This window comes from Agromyces sp. G08B096 (genome assembly GCF_040267705.1).
Lineage (GTDB): Bacteria > Actinomycetota > Actinomycetes > Actinomycetales > Microbacteriaceae > Agromyces.
Genome location: NZ_CP158374.1, coordinates 1,048,333 through 1,065,928, shown reverse-complemented (window position 1 = coordinate 1,065,928; position 17,596 = coordinate 1,048,333). Strand labels below are relative to the sequence as shown.

Sequence of the window (17,596 nt, the reverse complement as noted above, 5' to 3'; positions counted from 1 at the left end):
GGTTTCAGCCGCCGAGCGGCAGGATCTCCCCGAGATCGAGCCCGTCGGGCGATTCGAGCTGTTCGTAGGTGCAGCTCGCCGGCTCCCGGTCGGGTCGCCACCGACGGAACTGGGCTGTGTGGCGGAACCGGTCGCCCTCCATGTGGTCGTAGGCGACCTCGACGACGAGCTCGGGCCGGAGCGGCACGAACGACAGGTTCTTCCCGGCGCTCCAGCGGCTGACGGCGCCCGGCATCCGGGTGGACGCGTGCGCCTGCTGGTCGGCCCACTCGCCCCAGGGATGCCGCGACAGGTCGTCCTCGACGAGCGGCTCCAACTCGGCGACCAGGCTCGCACGGCGCGCCATCGGGAAGGAGGCGACGACGCCGACGTGGTGAAGCCGGCCGTCGTCGCCGTAGAGGCCCAACAGGAGCGAGCCGATCACGCCGCCCGACTTGTGCCAGCGGAATCCGGCGACGACGCAGTCCGCGGTGCGCTCGTGCTTGATCTTGAACATCGTCCGCTTGTCGGGCTGGTAGGTGCCGTCGAGCGGTTTGGCGACGACACCGTCGAGGCCGGCGCCCTCGAACCGCGTGAACCAGTCGCCCGCGAGCTCCAGGTCGGCGGTGGCCGGCGTGACGAAGACCGGATCGACGGCACCCTCGAGGGCGGCGACGAGCGCCGCCCGGCGATCGGCGAACGGCCGCCCCGTGAGGTCCTCGTCGCCGAGGGCGAGCAGGTCGAACGCCACGAACGAGGCGGGCGTTCGCTCGGCGAGCGTCCGCACGCGACTGTCGGCCGGGTGGATGCGCTGCTGCAGTGCGTCGAAGTCGAGCCGGCCGTCGATCGCGACGATGATCTCCCCGTCGACGACGCAGCGCTCGGGCAGCTGCTCCCGCAGCTCGGCGACCAGCTCCGGGAAGTAGCGGGTCATCGGCTTCTCGTTGCGGCTGCCGAGTTCGACCTCCTCGCCGTCGCGGAAGACGATGGTGCGGAACCCGTCCCACTTCGGTTCGACGTGTCCGACGTCGGGGATCTCCTTCACCGATTTCGCGAGCATGGGGGCGACGGGCGGCATCACCGGGAGGTCCATCCGTCATGGGTAGCATCCGCCTCCTGGCCGGTCAATCCCCTGATGGCCGCGACGGGCCCGACCTATCTTCGAGGTGGGCGCATCCAGCGTCGTATGCGCCCGATGAGACGAAGGAGCCCACGATGTCAACACCGGATCCCCAGGACCCAGCCGCGGCGGACGAGCTCGACGAAGCAGTCCGTGCCTCGGAGCAGCACCAGCGCGCCGAGCAGGACGCAGACCCCGACGAAGAGGTGGTCGTCCGCGACACCGAGACCGGCCGGACCCACGAGGAGCGTGCCCAATGACCACCATCCTGGAGCCCCCGGCGCCCGAGCGCCCGCGCACTGGCCAGATCCTGCCCCCCATCGGCCTCTGGTGGCCGATGCTCGAACGGCCCTTGCAGCGCGAGGTGCTCGAGAACCCCAACGCGCCGCTCCGCTACGTCGTCGTGCGGCGCATCCTGGAACTCTGCGAGCTCGACGACCAGCCGGTGCCCCGCCTCGGAGTGCGCTTGAGCGAGAACGAGCGGGCCTACCTCGCCGGCTGGACGCACTCGGTCGACTGGGACTGAGCCGCTCGCAGACGGTCGGCGCGTCGGATGCCTCGCCCGAGGCATCCACGACATGCTCGATGCGTGGGGGACGTGAGCCGCACGCACTATCGGCGCGAGAGCGTGGAGTTCGCGCGCGCGTTCACGTTCTTCGACGCGGTGTACGCGTTCGCGCTGACGCTCCTCGTCGTGAACATCGACCCGCCGGACGCCTCCGACTGGTGGAGCCTCGGCGCGTGGCTCGGCAGCGGCCTCGGCTGGCAGCTGTTCGGCTTCGCCGTGAGCTTCGTCGTGATCGCCGTGTTCTGGCGGACGAACCACCGGATCGGCTCCGGCTTCACCGGCGTGAGTCCGGGCATTCTCACGGCGAACCTCGTCGCGCTGTTCTTCGTAGTGCTCATCCCGTTCTCGACGCAGGGCATCAGCGACCCCGGCACCGCAGACACCCCGCTCGCCATCGCGGTGTACGCGGTGAACATCGCGGCCGCCGTGATCGCGCAGTCTGCGGTGTTCCTCATCGCCCGCCGTGACGGCCTGATCGGGGCCCCCCTGCCGCGCCGCGCGGACCGCGTCCACCTGGTGGACGCGATGACGACGCCCGCCGTATTCCTCGCGTCGATCCCGATCGCGTACGCGTTCGGGGCGGACTGGGGCCGGTGGACGTGGGCGTCCCTCGTCGTCATCGGCCCGGTCAGCGCGCGGATCGCCGACGCCAGAACCCGGGAGATCCTGCGCGCGGAGGCCACCACGGCGGACCGGACTCCGGCGGCGCCGGAGCATCCCTCTGCACGTTGACCCGCCTTCGCGCAACCCGCTTGCCTCCGCCGACCGCGTCCCGTTGGCTTGACGCATGCAGCGCATCCACTACGCCGGGGGCGAGGTCGTCACGGGGACGGCCATCGCCAAGGAGCTCATGGACCTGGCGGAGGCGCTGGCCAAGCACCGGACGGCCGAATCCGTCGAGATCCCGGTCCGCACCGCGAGCGGCGCCCTCAGCCGGGCGACACTCCTCGTCGGCCCGGCGAGCCAGCTCGTCAGCGAGCCGCTCGAGGCCGACGATGGCGACGAACTGGTCGACGAGCATGCCGTCGACGAGTTGCGCCGCAGGGTCGCCGCGATCACCTCGCGCCCGGTGGTGGGGCCACCCGGGCTCGCCGATCCCGCCGGAGTGGAGGGCGAGTTCGACTGGCCCGAAGCGTGACCGGACCGGCGGCCGGGGATCGCGACGCGGCGTCGTCCGTGCTCAGTCGTCGGGAGGGATCGGCACGATCGCGACCGGGATGCCCGGCCCCATGAGCACCTCCGCCGGCTGGGGCCGCCCCTCGCCGAGGTTCAGGGTCACCCATCTCGGCCGTCCTTCGACGTGGGCGGCCTCGATCTCGGCCTTGAGCGCCTCCACGTCGGCCTGTCCGATCGAGTACTGCAGCCCGTCGTAGAGCACGTTCACGCGTTTCACACCGCCACCTCCGCGGATCATCCTGCCGTGTCGGGCGGCTCGGGCACGATCACGAGACCCGACGGCGAATTCGCCGTCTCCATGAGGGCCTCGACCCACGCCCGGTTGATCGACGGCGGCCTCCCGCCGGAGTACTTGAACACGAGCGGAATGGTCGGATGCATCCACAGCGTGCTGCGCCCATCGCCGATCGCGGGATCGTCGCGCCAACTGAAGAAGAACGACTCGCTGCGTCGCAGCTTCGCGCCGATGACCAGCTGCAGGTGCGCCAGCAGCCGATCGTCGAAGTCGACGCCCATCGTCGAATCGTAGGTCAGCTTCCCCATCGGTGACTCCCACCCGTTCGGATGCCTCAGGCTACCGGTTCATCGCGCGGGCGGCAGCGGGTTGACGATGGAGCCGCGGCCCGCCCCGCCGCCCACGCCGGCCATTCCCTCGATTCCGGCTGATATCCTGGTCGACATGGAGATCGAGGTCGACAGAGCCTAGCCGCCGAGCCGTCGGCGGCCACCCCCGTGTGCGGGCGCATCGCGCCCCGCGGCACAGCCAGGCCTCCCCCGCTCACCCGACCGCCCGTTCCGGCACCCGCCGCGGCGGTCCCCGGCGCATCGCGCCGTCCCTCGATCCCGCTCGTCCGCCCGCTCCTCGGCCTCGCCCGAGGCATCCGCCGGCCGCACCGAGCACGACCGCGCCCTCGCGCGCAGGAGCATGCATGTCCACCAGATCCGCGATCACCCTTCACGACCTCACCTTCGACTGGCCCGACGGCACCGTCGCGCTCGACCATGTGAGCGGCACCTTCACCACCGGACGAACCGGCCTCATCGGGCGCAACGGAGCCGGGAAGTCGACGCTCCTGCGCCTCATCGCCGGCATCCTCACCCCCACCTCCGGCCAGATCGACGTCGTGGGCGACGTCGGCTACCTGCCGCAGACGCTCACCCTCACGGGCACCACGACGATCGCCGAGCTCCTCGGCATCGACGCCACCCTGGCCGCCCTCCGGGCCATCGAAGCGGGAGACGTCGATGAACGGTACTTCGACGCCGTCGGCGACGACTGGGACATCGAAGCCCGCGCCGACGAGGCGCTGCACGAGATCGGCTTCTCCGCCGCCGACCTCGACCGACGGGTCGCCGAGGTCTCCGGCGGCGAGGCGATGCTCATCGCCATCACCGGCCTGCGCATCCGCCGACCCACCGTCACGCTGCTCGACGAGCCCACGAACAACCTCGACCGGCCGACCCGGGCGAAGCTCGCCGCCTTCGTCGATGAGTGGCCGGGCACGCTCCTCGTCGTCAGCCACGATCTCGAGCTCCTCGAGCACATGGAGCAGACCGCGGAACTGCACGACGGCGTCATCGAGGTGGTCGGCGGGCCGTACAGCGCCTGGCGCGAGCAACGCGACCAGGAACAGGCCGCGGCCGTGCAGGCGGCCCGTACCGCCCAGCAGGCGTTGAAGGCAGAGAAGCGCCAGCGCGTCGAGGCCGAGACGAAGCTCGCCCGCCGCGACCGCACCGCCCGGAAGACGCAGAAGGACGGGGGCATCCCGAAGATCCTCGCCGGCAACCGCGCGAGCCGCGCGCAGGCGTCGGCCGGCTCGCTGCGTCAGACGCTCGACGACAAGGTGCGCACCGCGCAGGCCGCCCTCGACGCCGCCGATGCGCGCGTGCGCGACGAGGAGCACATCCACCTCCAGCTGCCCGACCCCGACGTGCCGCGCGGCCGGAGGATCGCGGAGTTCCGCGACGGCGACCGGACGATCACCGTTCAGGGGCCGGAGCGGGTCGCGCTCGTCGGCCCGAACGGGGCGGGCAAGTCGACGCTGCTCGAGCAGCTCGTCTCCCGCTCCGAGCCGACTCGGGGTCGGCCGTCCGGGGTGCTGCTGACCGACCGCGTCGGGTACCTGCCGCAGCGACTCGACGGGCTCGACGAGGCGGCGAGCGCGCTCGAGAACGTCCGCTCCGTCGCGCCCGACCGCGCGCCGGGCGATATCCGCAACCAGCTGGCCCGGTTGCTGCTCCGGGGAGCCAGCGTCGACCGCCCGGTCTCAGGCCTCTCGGGCGGCGAGCGGTTCCGCGTCGGCCTCGCGCGGCTGCTGCTCGCCGACCCGCCCGCGCAGCTGCTCGTGCTCGACGAGCCGACGAACAACCTCGATCTCGCGAGCGTCGAGCAGCTCGCGGAGGCGCTCGACGGCTACCGGGGTGCGCTGCTCATCGTGAGCCACGATCGGCCGTTCCTCGAGCGGGTCGGCATCGACACCGTCATCGAGCTGGACGCCGACGGGCGGATGCACCGGCGAGGCGCGCTGAGCTGATGACCGGCGAGGCCGGGCGTGGTGCCCCTGGAGGGACTCGAACCCCCAACCCTTTCCTTAGGACGGAACTGCTCTTCCATTGAGCTACAGAGGCTGACCGCTCGAGTCTACCGGCTCGCGATACCCTGTCCGTCGGCGTGCCCGACGCGCGCCGACGGACAGGCGGGAGCGGGATGAGCGGGTCGACGAGGTTCTGGATCGGGGCGTCCACGGTCGGCGCGCTCGGGTCGCCGGCACGAGGCATCCGTCCGCTCGACGTCGCGGCCGACGGCAGCGCCGCGCTCGGCGAGCCCGTCGACGTCGGCGTGAACCCGATGTTCCTCGCTCGCCGGGCCGAGGGCGCGGCGGCGATCGTGCACGAGCTCGCCGAAGGGCTCGTCTCCATGTGGCGCATCGACGAGGGCGGGGTCTCACCCGTCGCGGGCCCCACCCCGACGGGGGCCGCCGACCCCTGCCACGTCGCGTTCTCGGCCGACGGCGAGTTCGTGGTGACCGCGAACTACTCGGGGGGCCGGGTCACCGCGCACCGCGCCGCGGACGGGAGACTGGTCTCCTCCATCGCGTTCGCCGGCAGCGGGCCGAGGGCCGACCGGCAGGAGTCGCCGCACCCGCACCAGGTCACGGTCGACGCCGCACGCGACCGGCTGCTCGTGCCCGACCTCGGCGCCGACCGCGTCCGGGTCGTCCGGATCTCCGCCGACGGCACGCTGTCGCACGATACGGGCGAGGACATCGCGCTCCACGCCGGGGCCGGCCCGCGCCACCTCGCGATCTCCGGCGATCTCGCGGTCGTGGCCAACGAGCTCGACCGCACCGCGAGCGTCATCGACCTCTCGTCGGACGTCGAGGGCGCCACCGTGCCCTTCGGGCCCGAGGTCGAGGCGCGCGGGTTCGGTGCCTCCGCCATCCGCATCACCCGGGCGGGCATCGTCGTCATCGGCGACCGCGACCTCGACGGCGTGCAGACCCTGCGCCTGGATGCCTCGGCCCGTACCCTCAGGCATCTCGGCTCGCTCGCCACGGGCGGCGTGCACCCGCGCGACCTCGAGCTCACCGCCGACGAGCGGTTCGTCGTGGTCGCCGATCAGGGCTCGGATTCGGTCGCCGTCGTCGAGCTCGGCGCCTCGGGTGCGCCGGTGCGCGTCGCCGCGACCGCGGCGACGCCGGCGCCGGCCTGCGTTCTCCGACTCTGAGGGCGGGGCGGCCTCTCGGCCGTGCGGCGTCTCCGAGCCGGAGGCGCCTCGGGTCAGGCCGGCGGGTACAGGTAGATCGCCGAGCTCGCCGGGATGGTGCGCACGTGGTACGAGTGGTCGGAGTTCTGGTTGTACTCCTCGATCGTGACCGTGCCGTCGCCGTTCACGGCCTGCACGTACGCGACGTGGTTGTACGGGAACCAGGCGACCGAGCCGACGATCGGCTCGCTGCTCGTGGCGCGGCCGCGTGACACCCACTCGTCGGCCCACGCATACGCGCTGCCGGAGGCGAGGTTCGACCAGTCCCACTTCCAGGGCGGGCTCGTGACGCCCGCGTCGCGGTTCATCCGCCAGGCGACGAAGTCGACGCATTCGCGGAAGTAGTAGCGCAGCGGCGACAGGCCGCCGCCGTAGTCGTCGGGCGTCTCGTTCCACCACGGGTAGTCGTCGCCCTCGGCCTGCTGGGCCGGGGTGTAGTACGCGCCCGGCCGGTTGACGAGGCTCGCAGCCGCGGAGCGCTCGGCGGCGGCAGCCTCCTCGTCGATCTCGGCCTTCGTCCGCACCGAGTACGCGTCGGCCGAGACGGATGCCCCGCTCGCCAGGGCGGAGACGTCGACGTCCTGCGCCTCGGCCTTGGTGAGGCTGAACCGGTCGGACGCCCCGAATCCAGGCGCGCCCGGCCCGATCGCATACGCGGGCAGGGCCACGGTGCCGACGATCGCGGGAACGACGAGGATGGCGGCGAAGACCCTCGCGGGACCGTTGCGTCGGACGGTCGCGCTGCCCGAGGCGGGCGGGACGGAATGTGTGACCGCGGACGGTGCGCGCGGCACGGAGCGCGCCGCAGCTGCGGATGCGCGTGCCCGGCGGGCGGTCGTGGTCGGTGCCTCGGCGGCGTGATCGGAGGTCGGCTGGCGGCGGCTCCGGCGCGGCTCTGCCGCTTCGGCCGCGCGGCGTGCTGCCCTGCTCGACGGCTGCGCGCCGCTCGTCACGTCACCGCTCACGTACTGGACCTCCGGAGCCCGTCCGCACCCGGGGGTGGCGTGCGACGGGAGTCTGACTCGTCTTGGAGCGGGGGTGGCGCTCCGGACTCAGACCACCATAGGGCACAGCCCGCACCGATGTCACGAACGGATCACGCCGCCTGCAGGAATTCGCTCCACTGCGGCAGCGGCCGCTCGAACCCGCGGACCACCCAGCTCCGATCCCGCGGCATCCGCGGGGTGAACCGCAGCTGCCAGCCCATCTCGGCCGGCGTGTGATCGCCCTTCACGTTGTTGCAGCGCAGGCAGCAGGCGACGAGGTTCTCCCACGTGTCGCGTCCGCCGCGGGACCGCGGAAGCACGTGGTCGATCGTCGCCGCCGATTTCCCGCAGTACGCGCAGCGGTGCTCGTCGCGTCGCAGCACGCCGCGTCGGCTCACCGGCACGCGGTGCACGCGCGGCGGGCGCACGTAGCGGGTCAGCACGATCACGCTCGGCCGTTCCCACTCGCCGCTCGTGCCGAGCACCGGATGCCCCTCGTCGTGCAGGACCACGGTCGCCTTCTCGTGCATGACGAGCAGGAGCGCGCGTTTGAACGAGACGACCGCGAGGGGTTCATAGCCGGCGTTGAGCACGAGGGTGCGCATGGAGTGCCTTTCGATCGGTGCTGGATGGCTTCCAGCCGCGTGAACGGAACGACGCACCACGAGGATGCCGCGGCGCAGGCGGCATCTGCCCGGAAAACGAAGAACGGGCACCGTCCAGTGGACAGTGCCCGTCGGCATGCGGCTCGCGGTGGCTCCGGAGACTCCGGCGCCCGCTCGCCCGACTGCTGCGGCGCTGATCGAAGAGCGCGCGCGCATCCGTGGAATGGATGCGTTGCACGTCGATCATCACCCTCGCTCCGTTCCCGGTTCGCGGTTCGTCACGACACAGGCTACGCGACGAATGGCGCGCCGGAACCCTCCGGCGCGCCATTCGCGGCTCGTGTCACGCGGTGTTCACCGCTCAGATGCCGATGCGGACGATCTCGTAGGAGCTGGTCCAGATCGGCTGCACCCGCACGGATGCGCCCTCGTACGGGGCGTGCAGGATCATGCCGTTGCCGGCGTAGAACCCGTCGTGGCCCGACATGATGACGAGGTCGCCCGGCACCGCGGCGGATTCCGCGATGGGCGTGCCCATGGCGCCCTGGCCGGCGGAGGAGTGCGGCATCGAGACGCCGAACTGGGCGTACACGTACATGACGAAGCCCGAGCAGTCGAAGCCGGCGGGCGTCGCACCGCCGTACACGTACGGGGTGCCGATGTACTGCGTCGCCACGTTGTAGACGCTCGCGAGGTCGAAGTTCGGGTACGGCGGATTCGCCAGCAGGTCGGAGACCGAGGGACCGCTGTAGGACGCCGCGTAGGAGGTCATCTGGGCCTCGGCGGCGGCGCGGGCCGCGGCGGCCGCTGCTGCGGCGGCCTCCGCCTCGGCGGCGGCGCGGATCTCCTCGCCGGTGACCGCGGAGAACGCGTCCTTCGAGACGGGCGCCGCGATCACGTCGTCGGCGACCTCGACGGACTGCGCCGCGGCCTCGGTGAGCCGGGCCTGGTCGGTCTGACCGAACTGGGGGCCGACCGAACCGGGCGCCATCGCGTACGCCGGGATCGCGAGCGTGCCGACGATGCCGGCGGAGACGGCGATCACCGCGACATTGGCGAAGCCGCCGCGGCGCAGGCGCCGGGTCGACGGCAGCGCCGCCTCGATCTCCGGCGTGCTGCGGCCGGGGTTCGGGATCTCCGCCGCGGTCGCGATCTCCTTCGAGCGCGAGGGCTTCCGGGGGCGGATGTCGGTGATGCGGGACTTGCGGGGGCTGGTGCCGCTCACGCGGCGCCGGGGGGAACGAGCCAAAACGGGTACCTCCGTCGCCCGCGACGCGAAGGTCGCCCCACCTGGGATGCGCACGACGGCGCTTTCACGGGTACCGGATCGAGCGGTGGGCCATGGTGGAGGCGCCTCGATCTTCGTTCCCGCCGGCTGGCTTCTGCCGGAGGACTCGACCGAGGATACGCGAGGGATGCCCGAATGTCACATCCTGATAACGGTGCGTTCACGAACCCGTGCGAGCGGCACGGGCAGCGTCGCCGTGGTCAGTCGCCGATGAAGAGGTGCGCGGCGACCTCGGTCGGCAGTTCGAGACCGCCCTCGATGCCGTCGACTTCGACGAGCACATAGCCGCCCTGGGCGGTGAACCGGGCCGACGCGCCCGGCACGATGCCGGCCTGCTTCAGCTGTGCGAGCAGCTCGGGATCGAACTGGACGGGCTCGCCCAGCCGGCGGATGACCCCGGAGATCGGAGCGCCGGTCTCGTCGAGCGCGATGACGACGTTGCGGACGCCCGTCATAAAGGGCTGAGCAGGCGGGAGCCCGAGCTCGTCGAGGCCCGGGATCGGGTTGCCGTACGGCGAGTGCGTGGGGTTGCCGAGGATCTCGATGAGGCGGCGTTCGACCTGCTCGCTCATCACATGCTCCCAGCGGCATGCCTCGTCGTGGACGTACTCCCAGTCGAGACCGATGACGTCGGCGAGCAGCCGCTCGGCGAGACGGTGCTTGCGCATGACGTGGATGGCTTTGCTGCGGCCCTCAGGGGTCAGCTCGAGGTGACGATCGCCGGACACGACGACGAGGCCGTCGCGCTCCATCCGCGCGACGGTCTGCGAGACCGTGGGCCCGGAGTGGCCGAGACGCTCGGAGATGCGGGCCCGCAGCGGCACGATGTGCTCCTCCTCGAGGTCGAGGATGGTGCGGAGATACATCTCCGTCGTGTCGATGAGATCGGTCACCAGTTCCCTCCCTGTCGCAGCCCGTCATCCAGCCTAGCGGGCGGCGCCCCCTCGCTAGACTCGTCGCCATGCCGAGCCTCGTCATCCCCAGCGACCTCCTGCCCGCCGACGGACGCTTCGGGTGCGGGCCGTCGAAGGTCCGGCCCGAGCAGCTGGCCCACCTGTCTGCCGAGGGCCCCCGGCTGCTCGGCACCTCGCACCGCCAGGCGCCCGTGAAGCAGCTCGTCGGCCGCGTCCGCGCCGGCCTCGCCGAGCTGTTCTCCCTGCCCGACGGCTACGAGGTCGTCCTGGGCAACGGCGGCTCGACCGCCTTCTGGGACGCCGCCGCCTTCGGACTCATCGAGCGGAGGGCGCAGCTGAGCTCGTTCGGCGAGTTCGGCGCGAAGTTCGCCAAGGCCGCCGCCGCGCCCTGGCTCGACGCCCCCGACGTGCGCACGGCCGAGCCGGGCACGCGCAGCGAGCCGGCACCCGTCGCCGGCGTCGACGTCTACGGCTGGCCGCAGAACGAGACCTCGACCGGTGTCGCCGCGCCCGTCCGCCGCGTCGCGGGCGACGAGGGCTCGCTGACGGTCGTCGACGCCACGAGCGCGGCCGGAGGCATCCTCGTCGACGCCGCCGAGTTCGACGCCTACTACTTCGCACCACAGAAGAACTTCGCCTCCGACGGCGGTCTCTGGTTCGCCCTGCTCTCCCCCGCCGCCGTCGAGCGCGTGGAGCGCATCGCGGCGAGCGACCGGTACATCCCCGACTTCCTGTCGCTGAAGCAGGCGGTCGACAACTCCCGGCTCGACCAGACGCTGAACACGCCCGCGATCTCCACCCTGCTGCTGCTCGAGAGCCAGCTCGAGTGGATGCTCGCGTCGGGCGGCCTCGCCTGGGCCGACGCGCGCACGAAGGAGTCCTCGGGCGTGCTCTACGACTGGGCCGAGGCATCCGCCGTCGCGACGCCGTTCGTCGCCGACCCCGCGCACCGGTCGCAGGTGGTCGTCACCATCGACTTCGACGAGCAGACGGATGCCTCGCGCATCGCCAAGGTGCTGCGCGAGAACGGCGTGGTCGACACCGAGCCGTACCGTAAGCTCGGTCGCAACCAGCTGCGGGTGGCGACGTTCACGGCGATCGAGCCCGACGATGTGCGCGCCCTCACCGCGTGCATCGACTTCGTCCTCGAGCACCTGGACTGACCGGCCGATGCGGCTCTGGCTGAACGAGGACGAGCGCCGGCCGGGCCCCGAGCCGGCACGCGCCGACGCCCGGAAGGCGGTCGCCGCGGGCACAGCCGGCTGGCTCGTCGCGCTCGCCGCGTTCTGGTGGTTCCGCGAACCGCTCGACGACGCGGGCTACGGATGGCTCGTGCCCATGTCGATCATCGGCGCGAGCCTCGGCATCGCCGGGCTCGTGGTCGTGCAGCTGCGCCGGATGCGCGCCGGGCGCGAGGAACCGACGGGTCAGTCCCGGGCGGCCTGACCGGCGTCGTCCTCGTCGGCTCCGTCGAATCCGTCGGCTCCGCCGCTCTCGATCGGGTCGGCCAGCGCGTCGATGTCGATGCCGTCGAACTCGTCGTCGCCGTGGTCGTCGCCGTCGAACTCGTCGTCGCCCTCCGGGTCGTCGAGGTCGCCCTCGTAGCCGTCGGCGTCGCCGAGCGCATCGTCGTCGAGGTCGTCGACGTCACCCTCATCTTCGTCGCCGCGCTCGCTCGCCTCGGCCGCGGCCTGCTCCTGGGCGGCGCGGTACTCGGCGAGCCGCTCCGACCACGGCACCCACTCGGGCGCGAGCAGCGCCTGCTCGCCCGGCATCAGCTCGGTCTCGAGCACGGTCGGCTCCGCGCCCTCGACCCGCGCGATCGTGACGCTCCAATGCCAGCCGCGGTAGCCGGGGAGGTCGGCGGCGAAGAGGAGGGTGAGCACGTGCTCGTCCTCGGCGATGTGGCCGATCACCGACCCGACGGTCTCGGGCGGCGTGTTCTCGAGCAGTGCCCGCTGCGCGAGGGCGACTGACCCGAGCAGGACCTCGTCGGCGACGGGCTGTGTCGGCTCGCCGCCGGACGTCTGCACCGTGTGGGGCTCGATCTCAGGCATCCAGGTCGTCCGCGACGCGTCGCAGCACGGCGGCGACCGTGCGCGCCTTCGCCTTGTCGGGGTACCGACCGCGGCGCAGGTCGCCGCCCACGCCGTCGAGCACCTTGACGAGGTCTTCGACGATGACCGCCATGTCGTCGGCCGGCTTCCGGTGCAGCTTCACGAGGCTCGGCGGCGCGTCGAGCACGCGCACCGAGAGCGCCTGGGCGCCCCGCTTGCCGTCGGCGATGCCGAACTCGAGGCGGGTGCCCGAACGCACGGTCGCGCCGGCGGGCAGGGCCGACGCGTGGAGGAAGACCTCCTGGCCGTCGTCGGCGGCGATGAAGCCGAATCCCTTGTCCTCGTCGTAGAACTTGACCTTGCCGGTGGGCATCGATGAACCTCGCTCGTTGTCGTTCCGGCGCGCCGAACCGCGGCGCCGTCCCCCTCCAGTCTAGGTCGCGGGCGCTCGTCGGCGCGCTGTCCTAAGCTGGGACGGTGACTGATCAGGCGCCCATCTCCGGCCAGCGCGTCGAGCGCGTGCTCGCGTACATGGTGGCGGGCGTCGTCGGCGCCTCGATCATCGCCTTCTTCGCCGTCATGATCGGCTCGTTCGCCAACGCCGGCGACACGGGCTGGGCGGAGCAGGGCGTCTGGCCCTTCGTGCTCGTGTTCCCGCTCATCGGGCTGCCGGTCGGATTCCTGCTCCTCGTGACGCTGCTCATCATCAACGGCACGAGACGCCGGCGCGAGTCCCGGCGGGACTCGGCCTGACGGCCGCCCATGCTCGAGCTCGCCGCGAGGCTCCGCGCGATGTCGCGCGAGGAGCTCGCGGGTGCGCTCGCGACGCGTGAGTTCGACCCGAGCGGCATCCGCGACCCGTTCGACCTCGCGGAGGCACTGCTCGCCCCCGACTCGGTCGACGAGGCCATCAGCCGGCTCGACCGGCCGCACCTCGCCGTCCTCGCGGCTGCGGCGACGGTGGCCGGCGCCGACGGTGCGTTCGACGACGCCGACCTGACCGCGGAGCTCGATCGGCTCGAGGCATCCGCCTGGATCCTCGAGCGCCTCGCCGCGCTCGAAGGCGATCTCGCCGAGCGCCTGCTGATCGTCGCCGGCGACGGGCGTCAGCACGTGCCCACCGCCCTGTCCGCACGACTGCTGCCACGGCTGGGCGCCGATCTGCCGACCGCCGCCGAGCTCGCAGCGCCCGCACCCGCGGTGCTCGCCCCGGTCGACGGAGTGGATCGCACCCTCCTCGCCCGCCGAGGCGCCGAGGCCGCCTACTCGACGGTGATCGCCACCTCCGAGCTCGTCTCCGCCCTCGGCGCGCAGCCCGCGCGCGAGCTCGCGAAAGGCGGGCTCTCGCTTCCCGACTCCAAACGCCTCGCGGAGGCGACGGGCGTCGAGCTCGACCAGATCCCCCGGCTCTTCCATCGCGCCGTCGAAGCCGGTCTGGTCGCCCGCGACGGGGCCTACTGGCTCGAGTCCGATCTCGGCGGCACGTGGGTCATGCAGCCCGCGGCCGAGCGCTGGCGCCGGCTCGCCGAGTGCTGGCGCGATCGGATCCCGCCGGCGCTGCGCGAGCTCGTCGCCCGCCGGAGCGAGACGCTGTCGGCGACGGCGTTCCGCGACGACGTGCGCTGGCTCTACCCGGCGGGGGGCGCGTGGCTCGACGCCGGACTCGAGCGGCTCGCCGACGAAGCCGAGGCGCTCGGCCTCGCCGTCTCCGGGGAACCGGTCGCCGCGGCCCGCCTCGTCGTCGCCGGCCGCCTCGACCTCGCCGCGGCGGAACTGGCCGCGACCTTCCCGCCGCCGGTCGACCGGGTCTACCTCCAGCACGATCTGTCGATCGTCGCCCCGGGGCCGCTCGAACCCGCGATCGACGCGCGCCTGCGCGGCTTCGCCGACCTCGAGGCCCGTGACCTCGCCTCGACCTATCGCGTCAGCGCGGCATCCGTCAATCGCGGGCTCGCAGCCGGCGAGTCGGCCGAGTCGATCCGGTCCTTCCTCGAGCAGATCTCGCTGACCGGGCTGCCGCAGCCGCTCGACTACGTCGTGCACGAGGCCGCGCGCCGGTTCGGCAGCGTCCGGGTCGCGGCCGCCCCCGAGTCGGATGCGCCGGCCCGCGCGTCGATCCGGAGCGACGACGCACAGCTCATCGGAACCCTCGAAGTCGACCAGTCCCTTTCGCCGCTCGCGCTCCGCCGCGTCGGCGAGCACCGCCTGCTCTCGCGGTTCGCTCCCGACGTGGTGTTCTGGGCACTCTCCGACGCCCGCTACCCGGTGGCGGCCGAAGACGCCGACGGACGCATCGTGCGGTTGAAGCGCCACCGGCTCGCGGCGTCGCCGCCGGCCCCGCCCAAGTCCGATCCGTTGGTCGAGCTGCTCGACCGGCTCGAGGGAGGCGCCGACGGGCCCGCCACCGAGCAGGCCTGGCTCGCGCGGCAGCTCGAGGCGGCCGCACGGGCGAAGGAGACGCTCACCGTCACCGTCCGGATGCCGGGCGGTCAGACCTCCGACTACCTGCTCGCGCCCGCGAGCGTCGCGAACGGCCGGCTCCGCGCCCGCGACAAGAAGGCCGACATCGAGCGGACGCTGCCGCTGTCGGCGATCGCCGCGGTGAGCCCCGCGCCCGCCGAGTAGCCGCGGTCGCCCCGCTGGCCCCACTCCCGACGAACGGGCGTAGACTGGTAGGTCATGTCAGACGGCCCCCTCATCGTTCAGAGCGATCGCACCGTGCTCCTCGAGGTCGCGCACCCGCTCGCCGAGGATGCGCGGCACGATCTCGCGATCTTCGCCGAGCTCGAACGCGCCCCCGAGCACGTGCACACCTACCGCATCACGAGGCTCGGCCTCTGGAACGCCCGCGCGGCCGGGCACACGGCCGACGACATGCTCGGCACGCTCGAGCGCTACGCCAAGTTCCCGGTGCCGCAGACGGTGTCCGTCGACATGCGCGAGACCGTCGCCCGCTACGGCAGGCTCGTGATCGACCGCACCGACGACGGCGCGCTCCGCCTGCGATCCGACGACATCGCCGTGCTCACCGAAGTCTCGGGCGCGAAGCGCATCGCCCCCCTCCTCGCCGAGCGGATCGACGACCACGGGTTCCTCGTGGCGCCGTGGGCGCGGGGCGCCCTCAAGCAGGAGCTCGTGAAGCTCGGCTGGCCCGCCGAGGACCTCGCCGGGTACACGCCCGGCACGCCGCACGAGATCGAACTCGAGCAGAGCGGCTGGCACCTCCGCGGATACCAGCAGCAGGCCGTCGACAACTTCTTCGAGGGCGGCTCGGGGGTCGTGGTCCTCCCGTGCGGCGCCGGCAAGACGCTGGTCGGTGCCGGCGCCATGGCGACGGCGAAGACCACGACGCTCATCCTCGTGACGAACACCGTGTCGGCCAGGCAGTGGCGCGACGAGCTGCTGCGCCGAACGACCCTCACGGCCGAGGAGATCGGCGAGTACTCAGGTCAGGTCAAGGAGATCAAGCCCGTCACGATCGCGACGTACCAGATCCTCACCGCGAAGCGGAAGGGCGAGTACGCCCACCTCTCGCTCCTCGACGCCCTCGACTGGGGCCTCATCGTCTACGACGAGGTGCACCTGCTGCCGGCCCCGGTGTTCAAGCTGACCGCCGAGCTGCAGGCTCGTCGCCGCCTCGGCCTCACGGCGACCCTCGTCCGCGAGGACGGCCGCGAGGGCGACGTGTTCAGCCTCATCGGCCCGAAGCGGTTCGACGCGCCGTGGAAGGAGATCGAGGCGCAGGGCTTCATCTCCCCCGCCGCCTGCTACGAGGTGCGCATCGACCTGCCGCAGGGCGAGCGCCTGCAGTACGCGGCCGCCGCCGACGACGAGCGCTACCGGCTCGCCGCCACCGCGCCGGCGAAGCTTGACGTGGTCCGCCAGCTCGTCGAACGGCACGCCGGGGAGCGGATCCTCGTCATCGGGCAGTACCTCGACCAGATCGACGAGCTCGCCGAGACGCTCGGTGCGCCGCAGCTGACCGGGTCCACGCCCGTCGACGAGCGCGAGCGACTGTTCCAGGAGTTCCGCGACGGCACGACCCCGGTGCTGGTGGTGTCGAAAGTGGCGAACTTCTCGGTCGATCTGCCCGAGGCGACGGTCGCGATCCAGGTCTCTGGCTCGTTCGGCTCACGCCAGGAGGAGGCGCAGCGCCTCGGCCGGCTGCTCCGGCCGAAGGAGTCGGGTCTGTCCGCGAATTTCTACACGCTCGTGGCCCGCGACACCGTCGACCAGGACTTCGCGCAGAACCGGCAGCGGTTCCTCGCCGAGCAGGGCTACTCGTACACCATCCTCGACGCGCACACGCTGGCTGCCGCGGCGTAGCTGCGATCACACCGCGCTGCGTCCGGCTCACACCGTCGCGTAGCGCAGCAGCAGCAGGTCGTCCGCGGGGATCGCGTGCCGGAGCCGCATCGGGCGCGCGTGCTCCGGCGCGCCGCGCACGATGCGGCCCGCGTCGCCGGCGACGAGCATCGGGCTGAGGCTGAGGCACAGCTCGTCGACGACGCCGGCTTCGAGCAGGGTGCCGAACAGATGCGGCCCGCCCTCGCACAGCACCTGCGGCAGGCCGAGGTCGGCCAGGGCGCCGACGAGGTCGTGCGGCTCCACCCTGTCGCGGCCGCAGACGAGCACATCGGCGACCTCGCCGAGCGCGGCTCGGCGCTCGCCGGGCGAGGATGCGTGCGTGACGAGGATCGGCCGCGTCGTCGCGTTCGCGAACACCGGATGCCCCGGCTCGAGCTCGAGCGCCGACGAGACGATCGCGAAACGGGGCTGCTCGGCCAGGCCGTGCTCCAGACGCCAGGCCGCGTCCTCGTCGCCGACGCGGATGCCGCCGTACCCCTCGGTGCGGACCGTGCCCGCTCCGACGAGCACGACGTCGGCGAGCGTCCGAAGCACCTGCATCGCGAGCCGGTCGGCCTCGTCGCCCAACGGGCCGCTGCGCCCGTCGAGCGTCACCGCCCCGTCGAGGCTCGAGACGAAGTTCATGCGGACGCGCGGGGTCGACCGGTCGGGCAGGGCGTAGGCGTCGAGCAGCGTCGTTCGGTCGATCGTCATGGGTGGCTCCTCCTCGCCGGGTCAGCGGTTGTGCGGGTCCAGCGGTTGTGCGGGTCAGCGGTTGTGCGGTTCAGCG

21 protein-coding genes and 1 tRNA gene are annotated in these 17,596 nt (G+C 72.4%); 11 read left to right on the top strand and 11 right to left on the bottom strand.

Going from position 1 to position 17,596, the window contains the following annotated elements:
* Positions 1 to 4 precede the first annotated feature (4 nt).
* Positions 5 to 1,072 carry an ATP-dependent DNA ligase gene (locus tag ABIQ69_RS05280; RefSeq protein ID WP_350349335.1) on the bottom strand — a complete coding sequence of 356 codons (1,068 nt, stop codon included), beginning with the start codon at positions 1,070 to 1,072 and terminating at the stop codon, positions 5 to 7.
* 122 nt (positions 1,073 to 1,194) lie between these two features.
* Here ABIQ69_RS05280 and ABIQ69_RS05275 point away from each other — a divergent pair, with 122 nt between their 5' ends.
* The 4 genes from ABIQ69_RS05275 to ABIQ69_RS05260 all read left to right on the top strand — a co-directional run bounded on the left by ABIQ69_RS05275 (position 1,195) and on the right by ABIQ69_RS05260 (position 2,805).
* Positions 1,195 to 1,359, top strand: coding sequence for a hypothetical protein (locus tag ABIQ69_RS05275; RefSeq protein WP_350349334.1), 165 nt, complete (start codon positions 1,195 to 1,197; stop codon positions 1,357 to 1,359).
* Positions 1,356 to 1,625: a hypothetical protein gene (locus ABIQ69_RS05270; protein ID WP_350349333.1), complete on the top strand. Its 270-nt coding sequence runs from the start codon at positions 1,356 to 1,358 to the stop codon at positions 1,623 to 1,625. Before ABIQ69_RS05275 ends, ABIQ69_RS05270 begins: the two co-directional genes overlap by 4 nt.
* A 63-nt stretch (positions 1,626 to 1,688) precedes the next feature.
* A complete protein-coding gene (locus ABIQ69_RS05265; RefSeq protein WP_350349332.1) occupies positions 1,689 to 2,399 on the top strand; it encodes a TMEM175 family protein in 711 nt (236 codons plus the stop codon).
* Positions 2,400 to 2,454: 55 nt separating this feature from the next.
* Positions 2,455 to 2,805: a hypothetical protein gene (locus tag ABIQ69_RS05260; protein ID WP_350349331.1), complete on the top strand. Its 351-nt coding sequence runs from the start codon at positions 2,455 to 2,457 to the stop codon at positions 2,803 to 2,805.
* Positions 2,806 to 2,847: 42 nt separating this feature from the next.
* Here ABIQ69_RS05260 and ABIQ69_RS05255 read toward each other — a convergent pair whose 3' ends face one another.
* The gene (locus ABIQ69_RS05255; RefSeq protein ID WP_350349330.1) at positions 2,848 to 3,060 is read right to left on the bottom strand and encodes a hypothetical protein; all 213 of its coding nucleotides are present in this window, start codon (positions 3,058 to 3,060) and stop codon (positions 2,848 to 2,850) included.
* A 17-nt stretch (positions 3,061 to 3,077) separates the two neighbouring features.
* Positions 3,078 to 3,386 carry an ATP-dependent DNA ligase gene (locus ABIQ69_RS05250; RefSeq protein WP_350349329.1) on the bottom strand — a complete coding sequence of 103 codons (309 nt, stop codon included), beginning with the start codon at positions 3,384 to 3,386 and terminating at the stop codon, positions 3,078 to 3,080.
* Positions 3,387 to 3,772: 386 nt separating this feature from the next.
* Between ABIQ69_RS05250 and ABIQ69_RS05245 the strand changes: the two genes are divergently transcribed.
* Entirely contained in the window at positions 3,773 to 5,377 is a 1,605-nt protein-coding gene (locus tag ABIQ69_RS05245; protein WP_350349328.1) for an ABC-F family ATP-binding cassette domain-containing protein, read from the top strand.
* A gap of 19 nt (positions 5,378 to 5,396) precedes the next feature.
* Here the strand turns inward: ABIQ69_RS05245 and ABIQ69_RS05240 are convergent.
* Positions 5,397 to 5,471, bottom strand: a tRNA-Arg gene (locus ABIQ69_RS05240).
* Between the two features lie 79 nt (positions 5,472 to 5,550).
* Here ABIQ69_RS05240 and ABIQ69_RS05235 point away from each other — a divergent pair.
* Complete coding sequence (locus ABIQ69_RS05235; RefSeq protein WP_350349327.1) at positions 5,551 to 6,570, top strand: beta-propeller fold lactonase family protein; 1,020 nt, start codon at positions 5,551 to 5,553, stop codon at positions 6,568 to 6,570.
* Between the two features lie 53 nt (positions 6,571 to 6,623).
* Here the strand turns inward: ABIQ69_RS05235 and ABIQ69_RS05230 are convergent, their stop codons facing one another.
* The 4 genes from ABIQ69_RS05230 to ABIQ69_RS05215 all read right to left on the bottom strand — a co-directional run bounded on the left by ABIQ69_RS05230 (position 6,624) and on the right by ABIQ69_RS05215 (position 10,381).
* Positions 6,624 to 7,403, bottom strand: a complete 780-nt coding sequence (locus ABIQ69_RS05230) for a CHAP domain-containing protein (protein ID WP_350349326.1) — start codon at positions 7,401 to 7,403, stop codon at positions 6,624 to 6,626.
* A gap of 302 nt (positions 7,404 to 7,705) precedes the next feature.
* Entirely contained in the window at positions 7,706 to 8,200 is a 495-nt protein-coding gene (locus ABIQ69_RS05225; RefSeq protein ID WP_350349325.1) for an HNH endonuclease, read from the bottom strand.
* Between the two features lie 361 nt (positions 8,201 to 8,561).
* A complete protein-coding gene (locus tag ABIQ69_RS05220; RefSeq protein WP_350349324.1) occupies positions 8,562 to 9,425 on the bottom strand; it encodes a C40 family peptidase in 864 nt (287 codons plus the stop codon).
* Positions 9,426 to 9,688: 263 nt separating this feature from the next.
* Entirely contained in the window at positions 9,689 to 10,381 is a 693-nt protein-coding gene (locus tag ABIQ69_RS05215; protein WP_350349323.1) for a metal-dependent transcriptional regulator, read from the bottom strand.
* Positions 10,382 to 10,449: 68 nt separating this feature from the next.
* Between ABIQ69_RS05215 and serC the strand changes: the two genes are divergently transcribed.
* Entirely contained in the window at positions 10,450 to 11,565 is a 1,116-nt protein-coding gene (gene serC, locus ABIQ69_RS05210) for a phosphoserine transaminase (RefSeq protein WP_350349322.1), read from the top strand.
* Positions 11,566 to 11,572: 7 nt separating this feature from the next.
* Positions 11,573 to 11,848 carry a DUF2530 domain-containing protein gene (locus ABIQ69_RS05205; RefSeq protein WP_350349321.1) on the top strand — a complete coding sequence of 92 codons (276 nt, stop codon included), beginning with the start codon at positions 11,573 to 11,575 and terminating at the stop codon, positions 11,846 to 11,848.
* Here the strand turns inward: ABIQ69_RS05205 and ABIQ69_RS05200 are convergent.
* Positions 11,830 to 12,459 carry a DUF3027 domain-containing protein gene (locus ABIQ69_RS05200; RefSeq protein ID WP_350349320.1) on the bottom strand — a complete coding sequence of 210 codons (630 nt, stop codon included), beginning with the start codon at positions 12,457 to 12,459 and terminating at the stop codon, positions 11,830 to 11,832. The two genes, ABIQ69_RS05205 and ABIQ69_RS05200, sit on opposite strands and share 19 nt — an antisense overlap.
* Positions 12,452 to 12,832, bottom strand: a complete 381-nt coding sequence (locus tag ABIQ69_RS05195; protein WP_350349319.1) for a cold shock domain-containing protein — start codon at positions 12,830 to 12,832, stop codon at positions 12,452 to 12,454. The genes ABIQ69_RS05200 and ABIQ69_RS05195 overlap by 8 nt, the downstream gene beginning before the upstream one ends.
* Positions 12,833 to 12,936: 104 nt before the next feature.
* Between ABIQ69_RS05195 and ABIQ69_RS05190 the strand changes: the two genes are divergently transcribed.
* The 3 genes from ABIQ69_RS05190 to ABIQ69_RS05180 are packed head-to-tail and all read left to right on the top strand — an operon-like array spanning position 12,937 to position 16,785.
* A complete protein-coding gene (locus tag ABIQ69_RS05190; protein WP_350349318.1) occupies positions 12,937 to 13,212 on the top strand; it encodes a hypothetical protein in 276 nt (91 codons plus the stop codon).
* 9 nt (positions 13,213 to 13,221) lie between these two features.
* A complete protein-coding gene (locus ABIQ69_RS05185) occupies positions 13,222 to 15,084 on the top strand; it encodes a helicase-associated domain-containing protein (protein ID WP_350349317.1) in 1,863 nt (620 codons plus the stop codon).
* A 54-nt stretch (positions 15,085 to 15,138) separates the two neighbouring features.
* Entirely contained in the window at positions 15,139 to 16,785 is a 1,647-nt protein-coding gene (locus ABIQ69_RS05180; protein ID WP_350349316.1) for a DNA repair helicase XPB, read from the top strand.
* Positions 16,786 to 16,812: 27 nt separating this feature from the next.
* Here the strand turns inward: ABIQ69_RS05180 and ABIQ69_RS05175 are convergent, their stop codons facing one another.
* Positions 16,813 to 17,520, bottom strand: coding sequence for a pyrimidine reductase family protein (locus tag ABIQ69_RS05175; RefSeq protein WP_350349315.1), 708 nt, complete (start codon positions 17,518 to 17,520; stop codon positions 16,813 to 16,815).
* Positions 17,521 to 17,596: the final 76 nt, after the last annotated feature.